The organism is Streptomyces fragilis (assembly GCF_003112515.1).
In the GTDB taxonomy this organism is placed as follows: Bacteria; Actinomycetota; Actinomycetes; order Streptomycetales; family Streptomycetaceae; genus Streptomyces; species Streptomyces fragilis.
The window spans coordinates 987,589-1,006,873 of the sequence record NZ_BEVZ01000002.1; the positions used below are offsets into that span (position 1 = coordinate 987,589).

A 19,285-nucleotide genomic window follows, 5' to 3' on the forward strand; every position below is an offset into this window, starting at 1 on the left:
GCGCTACGCCTGCGTTCCTCGCCTTGCTCCTGTCTCACTTCACTTCTGGAGTTCCGCGTTTGTCCGACCGTCCTGTCATCCTGCTCGTGGCCCCCACCGGGGCCGAGTCCGAGGGCTACCGCGGCTACTGCCTGCGGTCCGTGGCCGCCGCCTACGACGTCGTCCTGATCACCCAGGAAGAGCCCTCCTGGGAAGTTCCCTACATCCGGGACTGCGTGGTCGTGCCCGACCTCACGGACCAGACCCAGCTGAACCTGGCCGGGCAGGCGCTCGCCGAACGCTGGAATCTCGCCGGGGCGCTCACCTGGACCGAGTGGTACCTCGTGCCCGTCACCCGGCTCGCCCACCACCTCGGGCTGCCCGCCAACCCGGTGGAGGCGGTGCGAGCGTGCCGTGACAAGGCCGTCTCCCGGGCGCTGTTCGACCAGCACCAGGTGCCCTCGGCGATCTCCCGCAGCGTCCGTACCCTCCAGGAGGCCCAGGCCGTTGCCGAGGAGATCGGATTCCCCGTCGTCCTCAAGCCGACCGCGCACGCCGCCAGCGTAGGCGTGATCCGCGCCGACGACGCCGATCAGCTCACGACCGCGTACCGGCACGCCTCCGCAGCCGCCGCCCACGGACGGGAGAGCACCGACGTCCTGGTGGAGGAGTACCTCGACGGGCCGGAAATCTCCGTCGAATGCGCCACCCAGCACGGCAGCACCACGGTGGTCGCGGTCACCCGCAAGACGGTCGGCATGCCCCCGCACTTCGAGGAGCTCGCCCACTCGGTCGACGCCTCCGACACCTTGCGGGAGACCGTCGCCCCCGTGGCACGGGCGGCGATCGACGCGCTGGGCGTCACCGACGGTGTCTCCCACGTCGAGATGCGCCTTGTCGACGGGCACCCTCGTCTGGTCGAGGTCAACGGCCGCCTCGGCGGCGACATGATCGGCCACCTGGTCCGCCTCGCCACAGGCATCGACCTGGCCCGCGCGGCGGCCGACATCGCCTGCGGACGTATCCCCGACCTGACACCCACCAGGGCCTCGGCCGCCGCGGTCAAGCTCCTCTACCCGCCGACCTCCGGAACGCTCACCCGCCTGCGCTTCCACGGCGCCCAGCCGTGGCTGGACACCGTCCACTTCCAGCGACGCACCGGCGACGAGGTGCTGCTGCCCGCTGACGGCGGTGACACCTTCACCGCCCGTCTCGGCTACCTCGTCACCACCGCGAGCACCGGAGCCCAAGCCCGCGACCGCGCGGAGGACGCCGCCCGCGGACTCACCGTTCACGTGCGCCCCCGCACCGGCACCGCCTGGCGGGAGGCCACCGCGTGAATCGTCCAGCCGTACATATCGTCCGTACCCGTGTCCTGCTGACGGGCTACTACCTCGGCCTCGGCGTCGTGATGGCCGTCTGGGGCGCGCGGATGCCGTCGATCCAACGGGCAGCAGACCTGTCCACCGCGCAGCTGTCGTTGGTGATGCTGGCCGCCGCGCTCGGCATGGTCGCCGGACTCCAGGCAGGCGGCCGCCTCGCCCGTCCTGAGCGCGTCCCTCTCCTTCTCACCTGCGGGGCTGTCGGACTGGCCGGCAGCCTCGCCGCCCTCAGCCAGTGCGAGAGCCTGCCCGCCCTGCTCGTGGTCGCCCTGGTCTTCGGCGTCACGCACGGGGTGCTGGACGTCGCTGTCAATACCGCGGCGGTCCGCTGCCAGGACGCCTACGGCCGGCCCATCATGTCCGGACTGCACGCCTCCTACTCCATCGGCGCGCTCGCGGGTGCCGCTCTGGCCGCCGTCACCGCCCGCACCCCGCACGACCTCCTCTTCCTCACCACCGGTCTCGCGCTCACGGCCGCCGCGCTCGCCGCCATCCCCGGGGCCTGCTCCATGACCGGCCCGTGGGATCCGTCCACCACCAGTGGGCAGGACGCCGATCAGCGCCTGCCCCGCGCCCGAGTCTGGCTGCTGGGTGCCCTGGCCGCGGCGACCCTGCTCGGCGAAGGAGCGGCAGCCGACTGGGCCGCCGTGCACCTCGACGGCCTGCACGCCTCCACCGCCCTGAGCGCCGCCGCGTACGCCTGCTACAGCGCCGCCATGGCCACTGGCCGCCTCACCGGCGACCGCCTGACTGCCACCTTCGGCGCACTGCTCGTCGTACGGACCGGAGCCTTCCTGGCTGCCGCCGGACTCGCCGCCGGCGTCCTCGTGCCCACCACCGCGGCCGCGATCACCGGCTGGACCCTGTTCGGCATCGGACTGTCCCTCACCGTCCCCTGCCTGATCTCCGCCGCCGGAGCCGGCGGCCCCCAGGCCGTCGCGACCGTCTCCGTCACCGGCTACCTCGGGCTACTCGCCGGCCCCGCCCTCATCGGCGCCCTCGCCACCGCGACCACCCTGCCCACCGCGCTACTGCTGCCCGCGCTCCTCGCCGCCGCAGTCGCCTTCCTCTCCCGCCGAGCCCTGGAGCCCCACACCCGATGAAGCACCTCACTCCGTCCGCCGTCGTGCTCGACTTCAACGGCGTCCTGGGCCTGCAGCCCACCGATGCCATGTGGGCGAACCTGACGGCCACCGCCGGATGGCCCGCCGACCAGACCGACTACCTCAAGGCCGCGTTCTGGAACGCCCGCGACCCCTACGACGCCGGCGCCATCACCGACCGCGAGTTCTGGACCACCGCCCTCGGTGCCGAACCCACCCCGCGGCACCTCGACGAACTGCGCGCCGCGGACATCGCGATGTGGACCCGCACCGACGACCGCGTTCTCGACGTCCTCCACCGCGTCCGCGAGGCCGGGCTGCCCCTGGTCCTGCTGTCCAACGCGCCCCACCCGTTGGCCGACGCGCTTGACGACACCGTGTGGCGCCGGAACCTGTTCAACGAGGCCGTCTACTCCGCCCGGCTGGGCCTGTGCAAGCCCGACCCCGCCGCCTACCAGCAGGCACTCGCCGCGACCGGCACCGCACCCGAACGCGTCCTGTTCGTCGACGACCGGCTCGACAATTGCGCCACCGCCCGCGAACTCGGCATGACCGCACTGCACTTCACCGGCGACGCCACCGAACTCGCCACCGCCCTCTCCGTCTGACCACGCCCCGCATCTCCAAGGAACCATGTGCCCCACCCCGACGACCTCGACGGCGACGTCTACGTCTCCCCACGCCACCTCGCCGGCTCCACGCACACCGGAGACCCTGCCCTCGAACCGCTGCGCGCACTCGGCTGGGAACTCCGCCACGACGACCTCGGTAATGCCTACCTGAACGCGCCGGACCGCAAGGTCCGCCTCGGCTACCTCCCCGAAGGCGACGACGACGGCCTCTGGCGGATCAACGCCTACCGCGACGCCTTCGCCCAACCCGCCTGGGGCGTCTGCTTCAACGACAGCTGCCCCACCGAATTCGTCACCGCCTTCACCACCGCCCTCGCCACGGCCTACCAGGAGGGCCCGGAGAGCTACCTCGCCCGACCCCTCGTCGGAAGCGAAGACCGAGACCCCTTCCTCGGCGTGGTCCCCCTCCTTCAGCGCGGCTGGGTGATCGACCGCCCCCGCTGGGGCGTCTTCGCCATCGACTCACCCGACGGCCTCGCCCATCTCGAATACACCACCGGTGACCTCGACCCGGCGGCCGAACTCACCACCCGCGACGCCCGCTGGCACCTGTGGGCCGGCACCTCGGTAAACCGCCCGTACTGGTACGCCACCGCCAGCACCGACACCCCCGTCCCCCTGCTCGCGGCCGTCACCGACAGCGTCTCCGACCCGGCACCGCTCCTGCGCTGGAAGCAGGACGGCCACAGCTATCAGGCCGCCGCCCACGTCACCCCGATCACCCAGCCGCGGCCACGGGTCCCCACCCCGCTCGAGGCCAGCCGGGCCGCCCACCACCGGCCCGTGGCCCTGGCCAGCTCCAGCATTCTCCGTTGGACCACCAGCACCAGCACGGGTCGGCGGACTCACGGCCCCGGCCGGTGAAGCCTCGCCACGTCGGCTCCTGACCGAAGGACCCTCCATGGCCATGCACGCCCGGGCATTCTTCCTCGAGCACCTGCGGCTCCCGTTCAGCGACGCCACCGTCGTCGGCAACACCTACTACGCGGCTCCACAGCCCGACTCGCCCCTCCGGCTCCGGATCTCCTTCGCCCGCACCATCCGCGCCGATGAGTACGAAGGCATCCGCCTGACCGTCCTCCACGCCGAGCGGGGCGAACTGGACGCCGTCACCCTCCTCTTCCAAGACCACCACACCTTCGACCACCGAGACGCCGCCCAAGGCCGCCGCCCCACCGAATCCGGCTACGCCACCATCAACGAGTTCAAGGATCGCCCGGACTGGGTGCCCTGGAAGGACGCTCACACCAACCGCCTCCGCGACGCAATCGAGCAGTACGCGGCCGTCTGGTTCCCCGCCGCCCGAGCGGCCACCGCACCTACCTCGGCGGCGAACCGCACCGCCCACCACACCCCGGCCCCACCGCCAGCGTCGTCAGTCTCCGGCCGTACCCGCTGACTGCGGCAGACTCATTCTCACGGCCTTCGTGCTGAATGTGTGTGTTCCTTGGTCGGAGCACATGTTCAGCCGAAGGCCGCTTCCGGGTCCGCCGGTTACCGCGCCGAGTGATCAAGTACGACGCGCCGTTCGAGGCCACGGGTTAAAGATCAAGCCAGGAAGCGGCGCTGCGTCGGTAGTTCGCCGGGGGCAGACAGGAGAGATCGGCGAAGGACTGGCCAGCGCGAGTGCACGTATGCCAATGTGGACGACCTCCCCAAAACCCAAGGTCAGCGAGGTGTGCCCGTGGCCATGGCTTCCGCGAACCCCGGATTCCCCACCCTCGTCCGCACCCTGCGGCCGCGCCACTGGCAGCTCGGCGCCGGGCAGGCCGCTCTCGTCATGGAGCAGTTCACCGCAGAGGACTTCAACCAGGTGGTCGATGACCGGACGGACGTGCACGTGAACTCGACGGACGGACGCTTCCACCTGGGCTGATTCCTTAATGGTCAGCCCGGAACGGACGGCGAAGGATGGAAGATCGCTGTCACCGGCACAGCCACGGAGCCCGGGTATAGCGTCTCCTCCAGCACTCAGACGCCGGCCGAGGTTGTCGCCGCCACGGTGACGCGCGTACTGCGCACTGCCCCTTTCGCCTAGACATCGAATCCGTCGGCCATTCCATGTCCCTGGGACAGGGAGCACACCTGCATGAGGTGTCCCCTTCGGGGAGCAGCGCTCACCTGGCCATTGCCTTGACCCGCCCACGCTTCATCCAGGCCGTCGTACCGGCTACGGGCGACGCGTTCGTTTCCGGACTCTGGAGGCTCCCTGAACCAGAACTCCCCCATCGATCGTCCCTCCCCGAACGGCGCTCTGCCTGTGTACTGGGTGGGGCCGCGTTGCCTGGCCGGAGATGACGGCCGGCTATATGACACCGTCGCTGACACCTTGACCGGTCTTGGCTGGACGGCCTTGACCATTGTCCGGGGCCTCCACGAGGACACCGAGTTCGACGATGTCCTCGAGGACCGGCAGGTGCTCCGCAGCACCGTCCTGCACGTCAGCCCTGATGGCCTCCGGTGGGCGCAGTGGATGCTGGCGGATGAGCCGTTCCACCTCGGAGGGCTGCCGATGGCGTGGCAGGTCTGCGCTCGCGAAGACCGGAGTGACATGACCGCGCGTTGGTCCGCCTACTTCACGCCTGGACTGCCCGGTGAGGCCGTCGCGGACTTCCTCCTCGCCCTGGACGCCCGCGACCGACCGGCCACCTCCTTTGGCGGCCCCGACCGCGTTCTGGACGCGGTCACCGCCAAAGGGTGGTTCCGCGACATCGACCAGCCCGCGGCCGGGGCGACGGACCCGACGTTCACGTCCCATCTGGCGTTCGGTGAAGTGCCGCCACTGATCCAGGACGGTGATCCGTCGGTGCTGACCGTCGGCCCGGAGGAGGCGGGACCCATGGGGTGGCAGGCGTGGTCCCAGCCCGCGCCGGACGCGCCGTACCTGTGGGCGGCCAGCTTCAGCGCTGGCGTGCCGGCCGACCTGGTCGCCGCGTTCGCAGCCTCGCTCAGTTCCACGGCGCCGGTCCTGCGCCGGGTGCTGCCCGAGAGTACGAAAGATCGACTCCTTCGCGCCCCAGCCTGACAGGGGAGAGGGAATTCAGCACGGAGCCCGGCCGCGTGGTGCGCGGCCGGGCTCCGTGCTGTCACGTCGCTCTTGATCAGTGGCCCAGGCGATGGTTCTGGCCTTGGGCGCGACGCGGCTGGTGTGCGCCGTTCCGGGTGGGCGTGACCTTCCAGGCCGGGGGAGGCGCGTCGGCGGGAAGTTGCGCGCTCCTGCGCAGGCGCCATACGAGGACGTCGCTGAGGGAGTCCGCGCTGTCGAGTTCACGCCGGCGCGCGGCGTCGGTGAGGAGTTGGCCGGGGGAGTGGCCGGCGCTCTCCGCGTCGGCGAGTGTGGCGGCGAGGGCGTACCAGCCGGGCTCGGCCAGGATGCGGTCGGCGCTCTCCGGCAGCACGGCGCGTATCACCAGAGCCTGGCGTCGCAGGACGGTGCGGCCGAGGTGGCGGCCTCGCTGGCGGTGCGCGGCGAGCGGGAGCGCGGCGGCGGAGCGGTAGGCGGCGCGGAGGTGTTCGGCCGCCTGGCGGGCGGCTGCGGCCTGCTGAGCGTGGTTCCTCTTGGCGTGCCAGTGCGCGGCGGCGGTGACGAGGAAGAACAGCATGTCGATGGCCATGGCGGTCGCGGCACCGTCCTCTCCGCGGCCCAGTGCGGAACCACTCTGCACGAGGTCCCAGGCTGCCTGCCGCAGGGCCCGGTCGTAGCCGCGCGCGGCGCGCACGTGGGATCTGGAGGCTCGCTCGAACGCCCAGGCGGTCTCGCGCAGTTGACGGCGGGTGTGGGCAGCCGAAGAGGCGGCCAAGGCGTCAAGGACCTCTCCGGTCGCGGAGATGTGCGCGGCGGCCACGGAGTCGTCGGCGCTCTCCAGGACGAGCAGGGCCTGCCATGCGGCGGAGGCGGTCTCGCGCCGTGCCGTGGCCGGAGCGGCGGAGGCGTTCACCGGTCTTGTAGCGGCTTCCTCGGCCGAGTCCGTGGGAGCGGCGCTTCCGGTCCAGCGTTCCCGCAGACGGGGCAGGGAGAGGTCCGGTGCCAGGCGGGCGCCCGGGTAGAAGACGGGTTCTCCTTCGGCGTTGCGGTCGTCGGGAAGGGCGACCTTGTATCCGAGGAGGTCACCGGAGGGCGCCACGCGCTTGCGAATCAGCAGCCCGGCCGCGGAGAGGCGGTCGAAGAACTCCCCCTCGGTGACGGTGCCGGCCACGGCCCGGCGGACCGTCTCACGCAACTCCTCGCGTGCGGTCCGCTCGTGGCCCAGACGTCGCGCCTTGTGCCGCTCCGCGCTGGTAGGGCGCTGCGCGGCGGTGCCGTCGCCGACGGCGACCTGGTGCAGGCCGAGTTCCTTCTCGATGAGGCGGCACTCGGCCTGCGCGCGCTTGCCCGACCGGAAGTCGTCCGGGCGGCTGCCGTCCTCACACACCAGCGTGGCGACGATGTGGATGTGGTCGTCGGCATGGCGAACGGCCGCCCACCTGCAGCCCGGCCGGCCGCCCCCGGGGTCGATGCCGGTGGCGGCCACGATGCGGCGGGCGATGTCGCCCCACTCGTCGTCGGAGAGGATCCTGTCGTCCGCCGTTGCGCGCACCGACGTGTGCCATACGTGCTTGGCCGGTCGGGCGTGCTTCGCGAGAGCCAGGACGGGCTGGTCGAGGAGGCATTGAAGGTCCTGCAGGGTGGCGCTCGCATCTCGGCCGGGGTCGGGGGCCATTCCGTCGAACGAGGCGACGAGGTGGGGGTCGATGTGCTCTTCCCGCTTGCCGGGCCCGTACAGGTAGTAGAGGAGGCCGATGGTGCGAGAGCCGGGCTTGTGGACGCTGGGAATCACGAGCGGTTATGAGCGATCAGGGCTGTCGCCGCTTCGTGTACGGTGTCGGCGGCGCGCCGGACGGCGGCGACGGCCGCTTCGAGCTGTGGGGCCTCGATACCGGAGTTGACGGCCTTCATTGCCTGGTTGAGGTTGTTACCGGCCCAGCCGAGTCGACGGCGGCTTTCGAACAGTGCAGTGATCACGTCTCGCTCGTCGGCTATCCGGGCGGCGGTGCGATCGAGGTCTCGGGCGGCGGCGAGAGCCGAGCGGGCGAGGAAGCCGGCGACAGAGAGCTGGCAGCGGGCAGCGGCAGCTTGGAGCAGCGTGTATTCGTCCTCGTTGAAGCGGGCCGCCGGCTGGCGCAAGCGTTTCTTCTCCGAGGGTTGCCGCGGGCGCTGTCTGACGCGCGTGCGATGGTTTGCGCCGCGCCGCTCGGATAACTCCTCCTGCTGGTGCTTCGGTCCGCCCTCGGTCGAAGCGCCCTTGACCCGTGCCCCCCGGTGCGGGTCCTCCTCGTCCCCTGAAGGGGCGAGGTCGGCGGAAGCTATGCTTTCGCCCCAACTTGCTCGCGCCGAGACCGAGTCGCTGTTCGGCTGGCGGTCCGGCGTGTCGCTGGTGTTGTTCGGGGCCGTCACGGTGTTGGGTCTCCTTCGGTTGATGCGGGTCGGGCCCCGGTGATCGGGCGGTGGGCCGGGCCACCGGGGCGATGCGGTTGAATTGACGGGGCGGACTTGACGGTCAGCCGCACTCGAGGCAGTGCTCGACGTGTCGGCACAGGGCCCGGGACATCCGTTGCTTCAGGCTCAGGGCCTGCTTGGCGCTGGTTTTGGCCGCCGGGCTGTCGGTGTGGCGCTGGGAGTGGGCGCTCAGGTAGGCGATCTCCCGCTCGAATCCCGCCCGGATCCTCGTGAAGCGAGGGCAGGTCTTCATCGGGCGCTCCTCCTCGTTGTCGTGCTGCCGGCCGTTGGCTTGCGCAGTTCCTGGAGTACGAGGCCCAACCGGTCGTTCCGTCCGCCGGAGAGGCCCTCGCGGCGGAGGATCTCCCGCAGCTGGACCCGGGTGATCGCCTCGTTGCCGTCCCGCTCGAGCAGCTCCTGCACATGCGGCCGTACCTGTTCGGTGAGTTCTTCCACGGACGCCATCACCTCTGGGGACGGACGCTGCCCGCGTGCCGCGCGGGACCGACCGTTGCTGCGGCTGCTGTCCTTGGACCTGGCGTTTGGCTTCCTGCGCAGGGGAACCGGTCCCCGGTCCCTGGTGGTGTCGGTCCCCGGGTTGGTGTTGGTCGGTCCCCGGTCCCCGGTGGTGTCGGTCCCCCGGTCGGTCCCGCTCAGTCCCCGGTCCCTGGCCGCCTCAACCGCTGCCGATCCCCGGTCGCTGATGCGCCCGTCGGGTGACTCGGTTCCCTCTCCCAGCCCTCGCCCAGGTGCCTCGATCGCGGGGGACCGGTCCCCGCCGGGGACCGCGTACGGGTGGGGACCGAGGCGGGGGACCGGCTGCTCCACGGGGACGGTCCCCGTCGGCGTCGAGGGGACCGGTCCCGTCATGTCGCGTTCCGGTGACCACGGTGAGGGAAGTGGCACGGTAGCCAGGGCGAGGGCGTGCCGGCGGGCGGCGAGCTGCTCCAGGAGCTGAGCGCGCTGGACGGCATCGGTCCCGACGGCGGCTTGGCCGATCGCCTTGGACAGGCGTCGCGTCAGCCGTCGGCCCCGGCGTCTCGCTCGCTGCTCCGGGCTCAGCTCGGCGAGTCGCGTGGCGAGGGCGACGGCCCGCTGGGTGGCGCGATCGCGGGTGATCTGGGCGGCGTCGCGGTCGCGCACGGCGATGCCGAGGCGGGACAGGAGCCGCTCACGTGCCTCCCGGCCGAGGGTGGCGAGCAGGCTACGGGAGGCGGTGCCGGGAGACTTCAGGCGCAGCTCGATACCCATGGCCAGGTGCCACAGCGTCGCCGCCATCACCGGCCCGACGAACGCCCGAACGGTTCCACCGACCAGGCCGCTCTCGGCGTACGCCGGAATGACCTGCACGCTGGTGATGATCCACACCAGCGTTCCCGGCACACCTGGCGCGCCCTGGGTGGTCATGTTCTGCCTCGCCATCAGCGCGGTGGCGAAGAGGGCGAGTTCCGCGGAGGCGAACATGGCCACCCGCTCGGCGGTGCCGGCGATGTTGAGGTAGTCCTCGGCGAACCTCCAGCTGGTGTCCGCGCTGTAGGCGGTGCAGCCGAGCGCGGCCAGCGCGGCCATCTTGACCGCCAGGCTGCTCGACGACGACGCCGGCGGCGGGCCGGCCTTGCGCCGCCGCAGCAGCGCCCAACCGGTCAGGCCGAGCGCCGCCGCGGCGGTGGGGACGCCGACGGTGAGCAGCGTGGACAGGTCCAGGCCGACGTCGAAGGGAAGGGCGAGGGGTGTCATGCGACCTTTCCGAACGCGCCGTGCCTGGCCGGCGGCACCGGCACGGACTGGGGCTGGGCTGGACGGGAGCCGCGCTGTTCGGCGACCGGCGGGGTCGTGGCCGGCGGCTGGGGCCGTTGCGGTCGCTTGGTGCGCCGTTTCTTCGGCTGAGGCGGCACACCGAGGGTGCGGTCCCGGTGGGCGATCTTGTAGGCGGCCTGGGTGAGGAGGTCCCGGGCGTGGTGCTGGCTGACCTGGAGGGCGACGGCGAGCCGGTCCGCCCTCCAGCCGCGGACGTAGGCGTGGCTGATGACGACGTCCCGCTCCTTCGCCGTGAGGTGGACGTGGCGGCCGTTGAATACGGCCAGGACGCGCTGGTAGTCCAGCCGCTGGGGCAGCCCGTCGTGCCAGGGCCGCCGGTCGGACTCGGTCAGGCCGCCCCAGATTCCGTCCTTGTCGCCGTTCTCGAGAGCGGAGTTCAGGCAGTCCCGACGGACCGGGCACGAGGCGCACAGGGCCTTGGCCTCGGCGATCGCGTCGTGGTCGCGGGGCAAGGGGAAGAAGAGTTCGTCGGCGTCCTCGGGGTGCAGGTCTCGGCAGGCGGCGCGTCTGTGCCAGCTGGTGTCGCCGAGGGCGCGCAGGCCGGTGGTGGGTGAGGTGTAGGTGGTGATGACTCGCATGGGGTTGGCTCGCGTGTTCTTCCCGCAGGGCGTCTGCCGGGTCGAGGCCGACGATGACGGGCGGAAGTTCCGAGGGCCGTGGCGCCCAGGTGGCGCGACGCCACGGCCGGAAGACGATGGGGGAGGGGGTGGGTCAGGCGGTCGCAGGCGTGGAGGGCTGCCCTGCCTGCTCCGAGGCGAGATCGATACGCCCCGGGTGGGGAACGGCGCGGATCGCGTGGCCGCGGGAACGACCGTCGGGGCCGACCCTGCGTCGACGGCACGGCTCACCCGGCTGGGCCCGGCACCAGGTGCAGCGCACCCCGAGCGGGTCCGGCCAGCCCTGAGCGACGGCTGCCTCGCGCGCGGCTCTCGCCGGCCGGTACGGCGCCAGCTCGGCGCGCACGGCGGGCGGTATGCACGACCCGATCTCCTTCAGCCGCGCCTCGAGGTCCGGGTGCGTGCGGCCGCTGACGAGCTGCCGGTGAGCCGTGGGCTCCACCGTGCCGGAGGCGACAGCCTGCCGGGTGGCCGCCAGTTCCGCCTGCCAGGCGGCCTGGTCGTCCGGGTCGGCGGTGGGGGTGGGATCCGTGTGCCGCTGAAGACGGTCGCGCTGGTAGGCACGCCACCGGCGGGCGATGTCCACCGGCATGATCGCGTACGGCGAGTCGAGAATGTGGGCGCGGGCGACGACCCGGGCGTCCCAGCCGTGTGCGGTCATGGGCACCTCATCGAGGAGCTCGTGCCACTGATCGATCTGGTCGCCGGCCTCGTCCTCGTCGGTGCGGACCAGACGCGGGTCGAGGCGGCCGATGTAGGCGAGCAGAGCGCCGATCTCATGCGGGGTCACGGGGTGGCTCCCTTCCGGTTCGACTTCTCGAGAGCGGCGAGCAGGGCGGCGGTGTGCGCCTGGGCGCGGGTCATGCGCTTGCCGACGACGGGCGGAGTGCCGCGTCCCTGGTGGGACGAGGTCGGCGGGCCGAACGGGCTGGGGGAGTGTTCACGGGCGATCCAGGACCGCCAGTCGGCCGCCCAGGCCGCCGCGGGGCGCGGTGGGTGGGTGGAGCGGTGGGCACGCCACTTGGCGTCGGCGGCGCGCAGGCCGTCCTCGCCGAGCCGTTCGACGTGACCGTTCTGAAGGGCCCAGGTGTGGGTGGCCGGGTCGACCTGCCAGTCGGCGGCCGGGGTGACAGCGGCGGTGCCCACACTGCTGTCCTTACGGTTCACCTTCGGTTCACTACGGTTCTGGGGGCCTGTAGCCGATCCCTCGAGGGGCCGGTTACCGGCCCGTCGGGGGGCTGGTTTTCGGCCCGAGGGGCCGGTGACCGACCCCCGCGCGACCTGTCCGGAAGGGCCGGTTACCGACCCATCAACGGCTCCGGAGGGGCCGGTTACCGGCCCCCCGACGAAGCCGAAGGGGCTGATGAGCGGCCCGCCGGTGGGCGCGGACGGGCCGGTGACAGGCTCTTCGACTGGCCGGATTCCGTACCGTCTCAGGGCCTCGACTCTGAGCTCAGGGGCCGGGTCGAAGGGTGAGTGGGCTGGCGGCTCGCCGTCCGGCTCCAGCTCCCAGGCCCGGACCTCGGCGATGTACGCCGCCGCGCGCGGCAGTCGGTAGACAGCGGTGCGCTGGGGGCCGACGAGTTCCTCGCGGTGCTCGAGCTCGTCGCCGCCGACGAGCTTCGCGAGCGCGGCGCGCACCGAGGACCGCGACGCACGGGTCCGCTCGACGAGACTGGCTACGGACGCCCAGGCGACGCACTGGTCGTCGGGCACCCGGTCGGCGATCGACAGCAGGATCAGCCGGGCCAGCCCTCGGCTGGAGCTGTGCTCCCACACCCACTCGCGGGCTTCGGCGCTCATCGGCGGCCCCCCGCCGGCTGACGGGAGGCGCGGCTCGGCGGCCGGTGGAAGCCGTCGAGGCTTTCGGACAGGGCAGAGGGCATGCCACAATCCCCTTTGCTGTGGCCACGCTGAGACGCCCCTGCCAAGAGGTTCAGCGTGGTGATGGAGGCGATGTCCGCCCTTCCCGGGGCGGTATTGCCGTCAGGCGAGGTGTCCGAGGAGTTCCCGCTCCTCGGACACCGCCGCCGCGTGAGGGCCTACAAGGCCGCGCGTGCGTGCATGAGACTCCCGATGATCAGTCCGCCCGGACGCTGCGCCCGGGGCCGACGAACATACGCGGAGCTCTGCGTCAAGATCCAGACTTGATTCTCAAACCCTCCAGCAGATTCCGCTTAGTGGCGTTTCACTGTTTATGTCCGCATGAGGCGTCGCGCTCAAGGCATAACCTCCGAGCCGGGCGTGTTTACACCTGTTGACGGGCCGACAAGATCGTATGCGGCTCCTTGCTGTTTCTGTCAACACCTGTCAACTCTGAGTCGTCAAGCAGGGGTTCTGTATGCACCTGTTGACGGCGATGGTTTGATGAGGTGCGTGTCTCCGATGGAAGAAGCGAGGTGAGGGTGATGGGCGAGGGGCTCGACGGGGGGCCGGGTGCGCTGGCGGAGAAGATCGACCGGCTGTTCCGCGTGATACACCCCGAAGGTCGGGGGCCGTACTCTCTGCGCGAGGTGGCTCGCGGCGTGGAGGAGCGAGGCGGGCCGCGCATGTCCGCCAGCTTCCTGCACCAGCTGCGCACCGGGCGGCGCGACAACCCGGGGATCAAGTACCTGAAGGCCATCGCGGACTTCTTCGGCGTACCGCCGGCCTACTTCTTCGACGACGAGGAGGGGGAGCGGGTCCAAGCCGAGGTCACCCTCCTGGAGTCGATGCGCGACAACCAGGTCCGCTCAGTCGCCCTCCGCGCGGCCGGCCTCTCCCCGGAGACCCTCCGCACTGTGCAGGCGTTCATCGAACGAGCCCGAGAGCTCGAAGGGCTGAACGTGAGCGACCAGTCCCCACCGTCGTGAGAATCCTCACTCACCTTCGGAGTGTGTGACCTCCGGTGCCAGGCGGGTTGTTCACGGTTGCCCGGTGCGCGAAATAGCCGGTAGCACTCCGTAGCGAACTCATGTACGCAGAGTCTCCATCTTCATGGATCGCGACAGAGCTCTGTGGAGTCTTCAACGAGCGGTCACATAAAGTGCGCGCCGGGGGGCCCAAGTGAGCGCCCGCACGCGTGCGGGTTGAAGATCATGGAGGAAGTGTTGCGCTCCCGGCGACGCATAGAGACATCGCCACGGTTCCGGCCGAGACGGAACACGCAGGCCGACCCCTTGCTGGGCCTCGACATCCCCCGGCCGTTCGACCTGAGCAAACTCTGCGCGGCCGTGTCGGCCCATCGCGGCCGCTCCCTCGTCATCGAGGAAGTGCACGGAGTCAACGGGGCCGACGGTGAACTCTGCGGAGTCTGGGTGGAGCTGGACACCACCGACTACGTCTTCATCGAGGCGTCGACCTCGCCGCTCCACCGGGATCACATCGCCCTGCACGAGATCAGCCACATGCTCCTCGGGCACACCTCCACCAACGAAGACGCTCCCAGGGCCGACCTGAGTCACCTGTTCGTCGCCCTCCCGCCCGAGACCGTTCGGAGCGTGCTGGGGCGGGCCAACTTCAGCAGCCCGCAAGAGCGCGAGGCCGAGCAGTTGGCCAACAGAATAGCCAGGCTGGCGAAGTTGACACCGCGCCAGAGAAGCCGGAATCCGGAACTCGAGCGCCTTGCCGCAGGATTGCTCGGTGAGAGCGCATGATGCGATTCGCGGGACTGGTCGTCGTCGTCCTGTTGTGGATCACGGTCGCGTGGCGGGCGCTCAAGGTCTGGCGGAAAGGACAGGACCGAACCCTCTGGTGGGCATTCCTTGGTCTGGCCGTCATGATGACCTTGCGCCTGCCCGCCGGCAAGGCGCTGGACGAGGCGCTCGGGGTAACGGACCTCTCGTATCTGCTGAAGCATCTCTTCGGCGGGATCCTGGCCTCCGGAGCCCTGCTCGCCTTCCTCCGGAAGGTCTCCGGATCACCTGACGGCCCGAAGGCCCGGCGCCGCAGAATCGTCTTCTCGAGCGCCACCGCTCTGGTGATGTCGGTCCTCTTCTTCGCCGAACTGCAGCCGTACGAGACACCTTTGATCTTCGCGGACACCGTCGCCAGCTACGTGTTCGTGGTCTACACCCTGCTGTTCCTCGGCTACCTCACCGCCTCGCTCCTGGAGGGCATGAGGGTCTGCTGGCGCTGGGGCGACAACTCCAGCGGGCGAGTGCTGGGCTGGGGCCTTCGGGTCGTCGGCGTCGGTCTGGCCTCGGGCGTGCTGTACGCGGTGATGAGAGCCGCGACCGTCACGACCCGCGTCCACGGGAACGGGGTCTTCCCCGGCGCGATCGACGACTACCTGTGCACCGTGTTCCTGCTGTCCGCCCTGGTGCTCATCGTCGTGGGAACGAGCATGCCCGCCCTCGACGCGCTGCACCCGTGGAGGAAGAAGCGCGCCGCGCTGCTCCGGCTGCGGCCGCTGTGGCTTGACCTCACCGAGGCGATCCCGTCCGTCCGCCTCCACGCGCCCCGCAGCGCTCTCGCCGAGCGACTGGACCCGCGCGACGTGCACTCTCGCCTCTACCGGCGAGGCATCGAGATCAGGGACGCCGCCCTGACGCTCAGCGCCTACGCGACGCTGGACGTCCTCGACCGGGCGGAACTGCACGTCGAGGAGCGCGGCCTCTTCGGCACCCAGGCCGCGATCGCCGTCGAAGCCTGCTGGCTCGCCGCGGCCCGCCAGGCCAAGCTCAGCGGCGCCAAGCCCGACAACACGATCGAACACCAGCCCGCCGGCGGCGGCCGCGACCTGCGCAGCGAGATCGCGGCCCTCACCCAACTCTCGGACGTGTACCATTCCCGGCTCGTCCGCGACTTCCTGGCCGTCGGCCACCGCACGATGGAGAAGCAAGCGTGACCACCTTCGTCGCACCCCCGACCCCGACCTACGCCGAGGCGACCCCGCGAGTGAAGGCGGCCAAGGCGCTCACCGACCTGTTCGCGCCGGCCCACCTGGTCATCGGACTGCTTCTGGTGATCGGCTGGCACAGCACCGGCGGCTTCACGGGTGTCGGCTGGGGACTCCTCGGGGCCTTCTTCTGCGGCATCGTCCCTCTGGCGATCATCTACCTCGGCGTACGGCGAGGGAAACTCACGGACAAGCACATCCGAGTGCGCCGACAGCGCATAGCGCCGCTCCTGGCCACCTTGGCGTCCGTGGTCACCGGGATCGCCCTCCTGCACGTCCTGGAAGCCCCGCAGGAGGTCTTCGCCCTCGTCATCGCCATGCTCGTCGGACTCGCCAGCGCGCTGATCGTCACCGTCTGGTGGCAGATCTCCGTGCACAACGCCGTCGCCGGCGGCACCGTGATGATCCTTCTCCTGGTCTTCGGCCAGGCCCTGCTCCTCCCGGCGATCCTGTTCGTTGTGGTCATGGGCTGGTCACGCCGAGTTCTCAAGGCCCACACCGTGGCCCAGCTGATCTGCGGCACAGCCCTGGGCTCCACGGCGGCACTGGTGTTCACGCTGCTGCGCTGATCCGACGGGGATCGGCGCAGCGCAGGAGCGTGACCCTGGACGGGAGAGGCTGTCAGCCGAACAGGCGGCCCAGGAGGGCGCCCTGCCCGGACTGCGGGATGTGGGCCGCCTCGAGCGGGATCCAGAAGCACTCGAAGCGAGTGGGCTCCTGTTCCCCGTCGTGGTCCTCCTGAGCGAACAACGCGCCGACGGGCCGGGACGCGGACGCCAGCCATGTGCTCACGGCCTGCATCCGCGCCTGCAAGCCGGTCAGCGTGACGAGTTGGCGGATCGACCGCTGGGTGGTGCCCACCGCCGCGGCACAGGCCAGCTGCACGAACAACGCCGTGCCGATCTCGATCTGCCAGGTCAGGTCAGGCCAGGAGATGCGAGCAGCAGAGGCAGCTGGGTGAGCGGGGTGACGGCGAGTGCGGTGAGCACCATCGGCCCGGGCCCGTACCGGCGGGCGAGAGCCGGGGCGGTGAGGGCGCCGGCGGCCGCGCCCAGGGCTCCCAGACCCAGGACGACGGCGAAGACGGTCGCCGTCTGCCGGGCCCACCGGTCGAACTCGGTGTCCGTCGCCGTGGCCGTCCAGCGCGAGAGGAGCCGGCACAGGCGCCGCTCGGCCCGTTCCACGTCGCACACCTGGCGCGCCGGGACCAGGTGGGGCGGGCCGACGGGATGATGCGCGAGCGTGTGGTGGAGGCGCCCCAGGAGCGCGCCGACCGCCGCCCACCGGTCGCCGAAGAGTCCGCCCTCGGCGGTCTCGGCGTCCTCGACCCATTCCGACACGGACAACGAGACGCTGCCGGTGGCCGCGATCAGACGCCCATCGGTGAGCGAGGGCCGTACCGCCGGCACGGGGACGCCGGCGCGGCGGGCGTACTCACCCAGGGCGAGGGCCTGTTCCTCGGCCGCCAGGTCGGTTCCGACGGCGTACGTTTTGACGAACCAGCGGCGGCCGTCGCCTTCCTCGGCCAGGTAGTTGCGGGTCGCCGTCCCCGACGGCCCCTCACCGAGTGACGCGGGAGTGAACCCGTAGTGCGATACGAGCGCTTCGGTCACGTCCGGCGCGGTGGGTGGAGACGTCACGGTCGTGCCTCCCAGCCGAGCTCGGTGTAGGCGCGGCCTTGAAGGATGCCGGTGATCGCTTCGCGGGCGTAGGGAACGATCGGGTCGGGCAGCTCGTGCCGGGGCCACCACTCCCAGGCGAGGCACTTGTCGGGCTCGCGGACCTCGGGGACGCCCTTCCAGCGGTGGGCGCGGAAGACGAGCTGCAGCAACGGCTGCCCATCCGGGGAGTCGACGACGTGCACGACGTGCACCAGCTCCACGTCCGCCGGATCGATGACCAGCCCGGCTTCCTCCCATGCCTCGCGCACCAGACAGGTGAGGGCGGATTCCTGTTCGCACCGCCCTGCCAGGAAGTGCCAGGTGTTCCCCGCGTACGCGGAGGCGGGGTGGCGCAGGCCGAGGAGGACGCGGCCGTCGTCGTCCTCGAGGTGGAGGTGTACGCCGACGCCGTTCAGGACAGTGGTGCCGTCTTCGTCCCAAGGCGGCGCCGAGGCTGGCGGCTCCCCAGCAGTAGCACTGTGGGAGGCGTGCTCGTGGATCAGGTCCTGAAGCCCCGGGGACAGCCGCAGCCGCTCGAGCTGGTCCGGGGTGAACCAGCGCAGCAGGACGCCTTCCCGCAGGGGGAGACGGTCGGGGTTTCCGCGCCAGCGGCCGGTGAAGACCTGGAGCGGGATGCGGAGTCCGTCCTCGCTGGTGGCTTCCTCGACGGCGTACGGTTCCAGGCCCTCCAGGCGGAGCCCTGGGACCTCCTCGGCCAGCTCGCGCAGCAGCGTCTCCCGCAGGGTGCGGTCGGTGTGCTTGCGGCCCCCGCCGAGCAGGGCGAACACCCCCGGTTCCCAGATGCCGGGCCTGTGATCGCGCAGGTGGAGCAGGTAGCGGCCCGCCCCGTCATGGATGAGGACGGACGCGTTCACCGGCTCCGGCCGCCCGTCGAGCCCGGCACCGAGGAGCTTGGCGCGCAAAGACGGCGACGCCACCTCACCGAGGGGCAGCCAGCGGCAGCCGGACACCTCCTCGTCCCGCAGCACGACCGCGGGCGGAGGCTCCTGGGTGAGGTAGAAGACGAAGCGGAAGTCGTAGTGGCGGTGAGCCGGCGCACCCTTTGCCGGGCGGGCGGCGCTCTCGTCCACAATGATGTCGGCTGGTGCGCCGAGGAACTGCGGCGTCAGGGACAGTGCGGATGCCGGGATGCCGGTCGCCTCCGTCACCTTGCGCAGCGCCGCGGTCAGCAGGGTGCGGTCGGCGGCCTCAACATGCCCGGCCGGGACGAGTAGCGCGCCGGTGCCGCGGTGGGCGATGTGCAGGACGCGGAGATCGTGGTCGACGACGGCTGCGCTGCAGGTCACGTGGCCAAGCAGGGGCGTACCGCTGGGACCGTCGTCGGGTCGCCCGAGTGCGGCGAGCAGTTTGCTGAGTGCCTCCCGCTCGTCTGGGTGGCGGCCGAGGTACGCCTCAACGGCCTTGCGGAGGTGGACGCTGTCCGGCGTCGCGGGCTCGGGGTTCGAGATCGTGCCCACGGTGGTGGTGGTCTCCAGCCTGCGGTCGGCCGGGTCAGCAGTTGCTCCGGTCGGTGTCAACGAGCCCCCTCCGGGAGTGAATGCGCGGTATGCCGGGTCCAACGACACAGACCCGAATCTCGAACACACGTCTTTCGGACGAATGGCACACCCCGGTATTGAGCGGTTCGGCGAAGGTGCGGGATGCACGCACCCTTACGGCGCGGGAGCCGCCGCGAATCGACGGGTGGCCAAAACGCCGACATTCGACTCACGTTCGA

The 19,285-nt window shown here is 71.0% G+C and carries 20 protein-coding genes and 1 pseudogene; 11 read left to right on the forward strand and 10 right to left on the reverse strand.

Annotated elements, in window-relative coordinates; all coding sequences use genetic code 11:
• Window positions 1-59: 59 nt before the first annotated feature.
• From Sfr03f_RS06295 to Sfr03f_RS06325, 7 genes and pseudogenes are all read left to right on the forward strand, one after another.
• Window positions 60-1,319 carry an ATP-grasp domain-containing protein gene (locus Sfr03f_RS06295; protein WP_245967421.1) on the forward strand — a complete coding sequence of 420 codons (1,260 nt, stop codon included), beginning with the start codon at window positions 60-62 and terminating at the stop codon, window positions 1,317-1,319.
• A complete protein-coding gene (locus tag Sfr03f_RS06300; protein WP_359288791.1) occupies window positions 1,316-2,464 on the forward strand; it encodes an MFS transporter in 1,149 nt (382 codons plus the stop codon). The genes Sfr03f_RS06295 and Sfr03f_RS06300 overlap by 4 nt, the downstream gene beginning before the upstream one ends.
• Complete coding sequence (locus tag Sfr03f_RS06305) at window positions 2,461-3,072, forward strand: HAD family hydrolase (protein WP_108952678.1); 612 nt, start codon at window positions 2,461-2,463, stop codon at window positions 3,070-3,072. The genes Sfr03f_RS06300 and Sfr03f_RS06305 overlap by 4 nt, the downstream gene beginning before the upstream one ends.
• A gap of 27 nt (window positions 3,073-3,099) precedes the next feature.
• Window positions 3,100-3,960, forward strand: a complete 861-nt coding sequence (locus Sfr03f_RS06310) for an SPDY domain-containing protein (protein WP_108952679.1) — start codon at window positions 3,100-3,102, stop codon at window positions 3,958-3,960.
• Between the two features lie 37 nt (window positions 3,961-3,997).
• On the forward strand, window positions 3,998-4,495 hold the full coding sequence (locus Sfr03f_RS06315; RefSeq protein ID WP_108952680.1) for a hypothetical protein: 498 nt from the start codon (window positions 3,998-4,000) through the stop codon (window positions 4,493-4,495).
• Between the two features lie 285 nt (window positions 4,496-4,780).
• A pseudogene (locus Sfr03f_RS06320) lies at window positions 4,781-5,134 on the forward strand (SPDY domain-containing protein).
• Between the two features lie 171 nt (window positions 5,135-5,305).
• Complete coding sequence (locus Sfr03f_RS06325) at window positions 5,306-6,121, forward strand: SPDY domain-containing protein (RefSeq protein ID WP_108952681.1); 816 nt, start codon at window positions 5,306-5,308, stop codon at window positions 6,119-6,121.
• A 76-nt stretch (window positions 6,122-6,197) separates the two neighbouring features.
• On the opposite strand, the gene Sfr03f_RS06330 is transcribed toward Sfr03f_RS06325, so the two are convergent.
• The 7 genes from Sfr03f_RS06330 to Sfr03f_RS06360 all read right to left on the reverse strand — a co-directional run bounded on the left by Sfr03f_RS06330 (window position 6,198) and on the right by Sfr03f_RS06360 (window position 12,810).
• Window positions 6,198-7,913 (reverse strand): relaxase/mobilization nuclease domain-containing protein, encoded by a 1,716-nt coding sequence (locus Sfr03f_RS06330; protein WP_108952682.1) that lies wholly within the window; start codon window positions 7,911-7,913, stop codon window positions 6,198-6,200.
• Window positions 7,910-8,530 (reverse strand): plasmid mobilization protein, encoded by a 621-nt coding sequence (locus Sfr03f_RS31065; protein WP_245967422.1) that lies wholly within the window; start codon window positions 8,528-8,530, stop codon window positions 7,910-7,912. Before Sfr03f_RS31065 ends, Sfr03f_RS06330 begins: the two co-directional genes overlap by 4 nt.
• Before the next feature lie 103 nt (window positions 8,531-8,633).
• Window positions 8,634-8,825, reverse strand: coding sequence for a hypothetical protein (locus Sfr03f_RS06340; RefSeq protein ID WP_108952683.1), 192 nt, complete (start codon window positions 8,823-8,825; stop codon window positions 8,634-8,636).
• Window positions 8,822-10,309, reverse strand: coding sequence for a hypothetical protein (locus Sfr03f_RS06345; protein ID WP_108952684.1), 1,488 nt, complete (start codon window positions 10,307-10,309; stop codon window positions 8,822-8,824). Before Sfr03f_RS06345 ends, Sfr03f_RS06340 begins: the two co-directional genes overlap by 4 nt.
• A complete protein-coding gene (locus tag Sfr03f_RS06350; protein ID WP_108952685.1) occupies window positions 10,306-10,968 on the reverse strand; it encodes a WhiB family transcriptional regulator in 663 nt (220 codons plus the stop codon). The genes Sfr03f_RS06345 and Sfr03f_RS06350 overlap by 4 nt, the downstream gene beginning before the upstream one ends.
• Window positions 10,969-11,101: 133 nt before the next feature.
• Window positions 11,102-11,797 (reverse strand): zinc finger domain-containing protein, encoded by a 696-nt coding sequence (locus Sfr03f_RS06355; RefSeq protein WP_108952686.1) that lies wholly within the window; start codon window positions 11,795-11,797, stop codon window positions 11,102-11,104.
• The gene (locus Sfr03f_RS06360; protein ID WP_108952687.1) at window positions 11,794-12,810 is read right to left on the reverse strand and encodes a helix-turn-helix domain-containing protein; all 1,017 of its coding nucleotides are present in this window, start codon (window positions 12,808-12,810) and stop codon (window positions 11,794-11,796) included. Before Sfr03f_RS06360 ends, Sfr03f_RS06355 begins: the two co-directional genes overlap by 4 nt.
• A 746-nt stretch (window positions 12,811-13,556) precedes the next feature.
• Here Sfr03f_RS06360 and Sfr03f_RS06365 point away from each other — a divergent pair.
• The 4 genes from Sfr03f_RS06365 (at window position 13,557) to Sfr03f_RS06380 (ending at window position 16,455) form a co-directional block, all read left to right on the forward strand.
• A complete protein-coding gene (locus Sfr03f_RS06365; RefSeq protein ID WP_308216745.1) occupies window positions 13,557-13,859 on the forward strand; it encodes a helix-turn-helix domain-containing protein in 303 nt (100 codons plus the stop codon).
• 216 nt (window positions 13,860-14,075) lie between these two features.
• Complete coding sequence (locus tag Sfr03f_RS06370; protein ID WP_159105561.1) at window positions 14,076-14,642, forward strand: hypothetical protein; 567 nt, start codon at window positions 14,076-14,078, stop codon at window positions 14,640-14,642.
• The gene (locus Sfr03f_RS06375; protein WP_159105562.1) at window positions 14,639-15,835 is read left to right on the forward strand and encodes an MAB_1171c family putative transporter; all 1,197 of its coding nucleotides are present in this window, start codon (window positions 14,639-14,641) and stop codon (window positions 15,833-15,835) included. Before Sfr03f_RS06370 ends, Sfr03f_RS06375 begins: the two co-directional genes overlap by 4 nt.
• Window positions 15,832-16,455: a hypothetical protein gene (locus Sfr03f_RS06380; RefSeq protein ID WP_108952690.1), complete on the forward strand. Its 624-nt coding sequence runs from the start codon at window positions 15,832-15,834 to the stop codon at window positions 16,453-16,455. Before Sfr03f_RS06375 ends, Sfr03f_RS06380 begins: the two co-directional genes overlap by 4 nt.
• 52 nt (window positions 16,456-16,507) lie before the next feature.
• On the opposite strand, the gene Sfr03f_RS31070 is transcribed toward Sfr03f_RS06380, so the two are convergent.
• The 3 genes from Sfr03f_RS31070 to Sfr03f_RS06390 are packed head-to-tail and all read right to left on the reverse strand — an operon-like array spanning window position 16,508 to window position 19,085.
• Window positions 16,508-16,771, reverse strand: coding sequence for an NUDIX hydrolase (locus tag Sfr03f_RS31070; protein ID WP_245967423.1), 264 nt, complete (start codon window positions 16,769-16,771; stop codon window positions 16,508-16,510).
• Window positions 16,772-16,803: 32 nt separating this feature from the next.
• Window positions 16,804-17,526: a phosphotransferase gene (locus Sfr03f_RS31075; RefSeq protein WP_170145020.1), complete on the reverse strand. Its 723-nt coding sequence runs from the start codon at window positions 17,524-17,526 to the stop codon at window positions 16,804-16,806.
• Window positions 17,523-19,085, reverse strand: a complete 1,563-nt coding sequence (locus tag Sfr03f_RS06390; protein ID WP_290429283.1) for an NUDIX hydrolase — start codon at window positions 19,083-19,085, stop codon at window positions 17,523-17,525. Before Sfr03f_RS06390 ends, Sfr03f_RS31075 begins: the two co-directional genes overlap by 4 nt.
• Between the last annotated feature and the right edge of the window lie 200 nt (window positions 19,086-19,285).

Bases quoted from the DNA above. Each gene is read 5' to 3' on its own strand.
- Sfr03f_RS06305 (WP_108952678.1), top strand. From the start codon at position 2,461: ATGAAGCACCTCACTCCGTCCGCCGTCGTGCTCGACTTCAACGGCGTC.
- Sfr03f_RS06315 (WP_108952680.1), top strand. From the start codon at position 3,998: ATGGCCATGCACGCCCGGGCATTCTTCCTCGAGCACCTGCGGCTCCCG.
- Sfr03f_RS06340 (WP_108952683.1), bottom strand. From the start codon at position 8,825: ATGAAGACCTGCCCTCGCTTCACGAGGATCCGGGCGGGATTCGAGCGG.
- Sfr03f_RS06345 (WP_108952684.1), bottom strand. From the start codon at position 10,309: ATGACACCCCTCGCCCTTCCCTTCGACGTCGGCCTGGACCTGTCCACG.
- Sfr03f_RS06350 (WP_108952685.1), bottom strand. From the start codon at position 10,968: ATGCGAGTCATCACCACCTACACCTCACCCACCACCGGCCTGCGCGCC.
- Sfr03f_RS06360 (WP_108952687.1), bottom strand. From the start codon at position 12,810: ATGAGCGCCGAAGCCCGCGAGTGGGTGTGGGAGCACAGCTCCAGCCGA.
- Sfr03f_RS06365 (WP_308216745.1), top strand. From the start codon at position 13,557: ATGTCCGCCAGCTTCCTGCACCAGCTGCGCACCGGGCGGCGCGACAAC.
- Sfr03f_RS06375 (WP_159105562.1), top strand. From the start codon at position 14,639: ATGATGCGATTCGCGGGACTGGTCGTCGTCGTCCTGTTGTGGATCACG.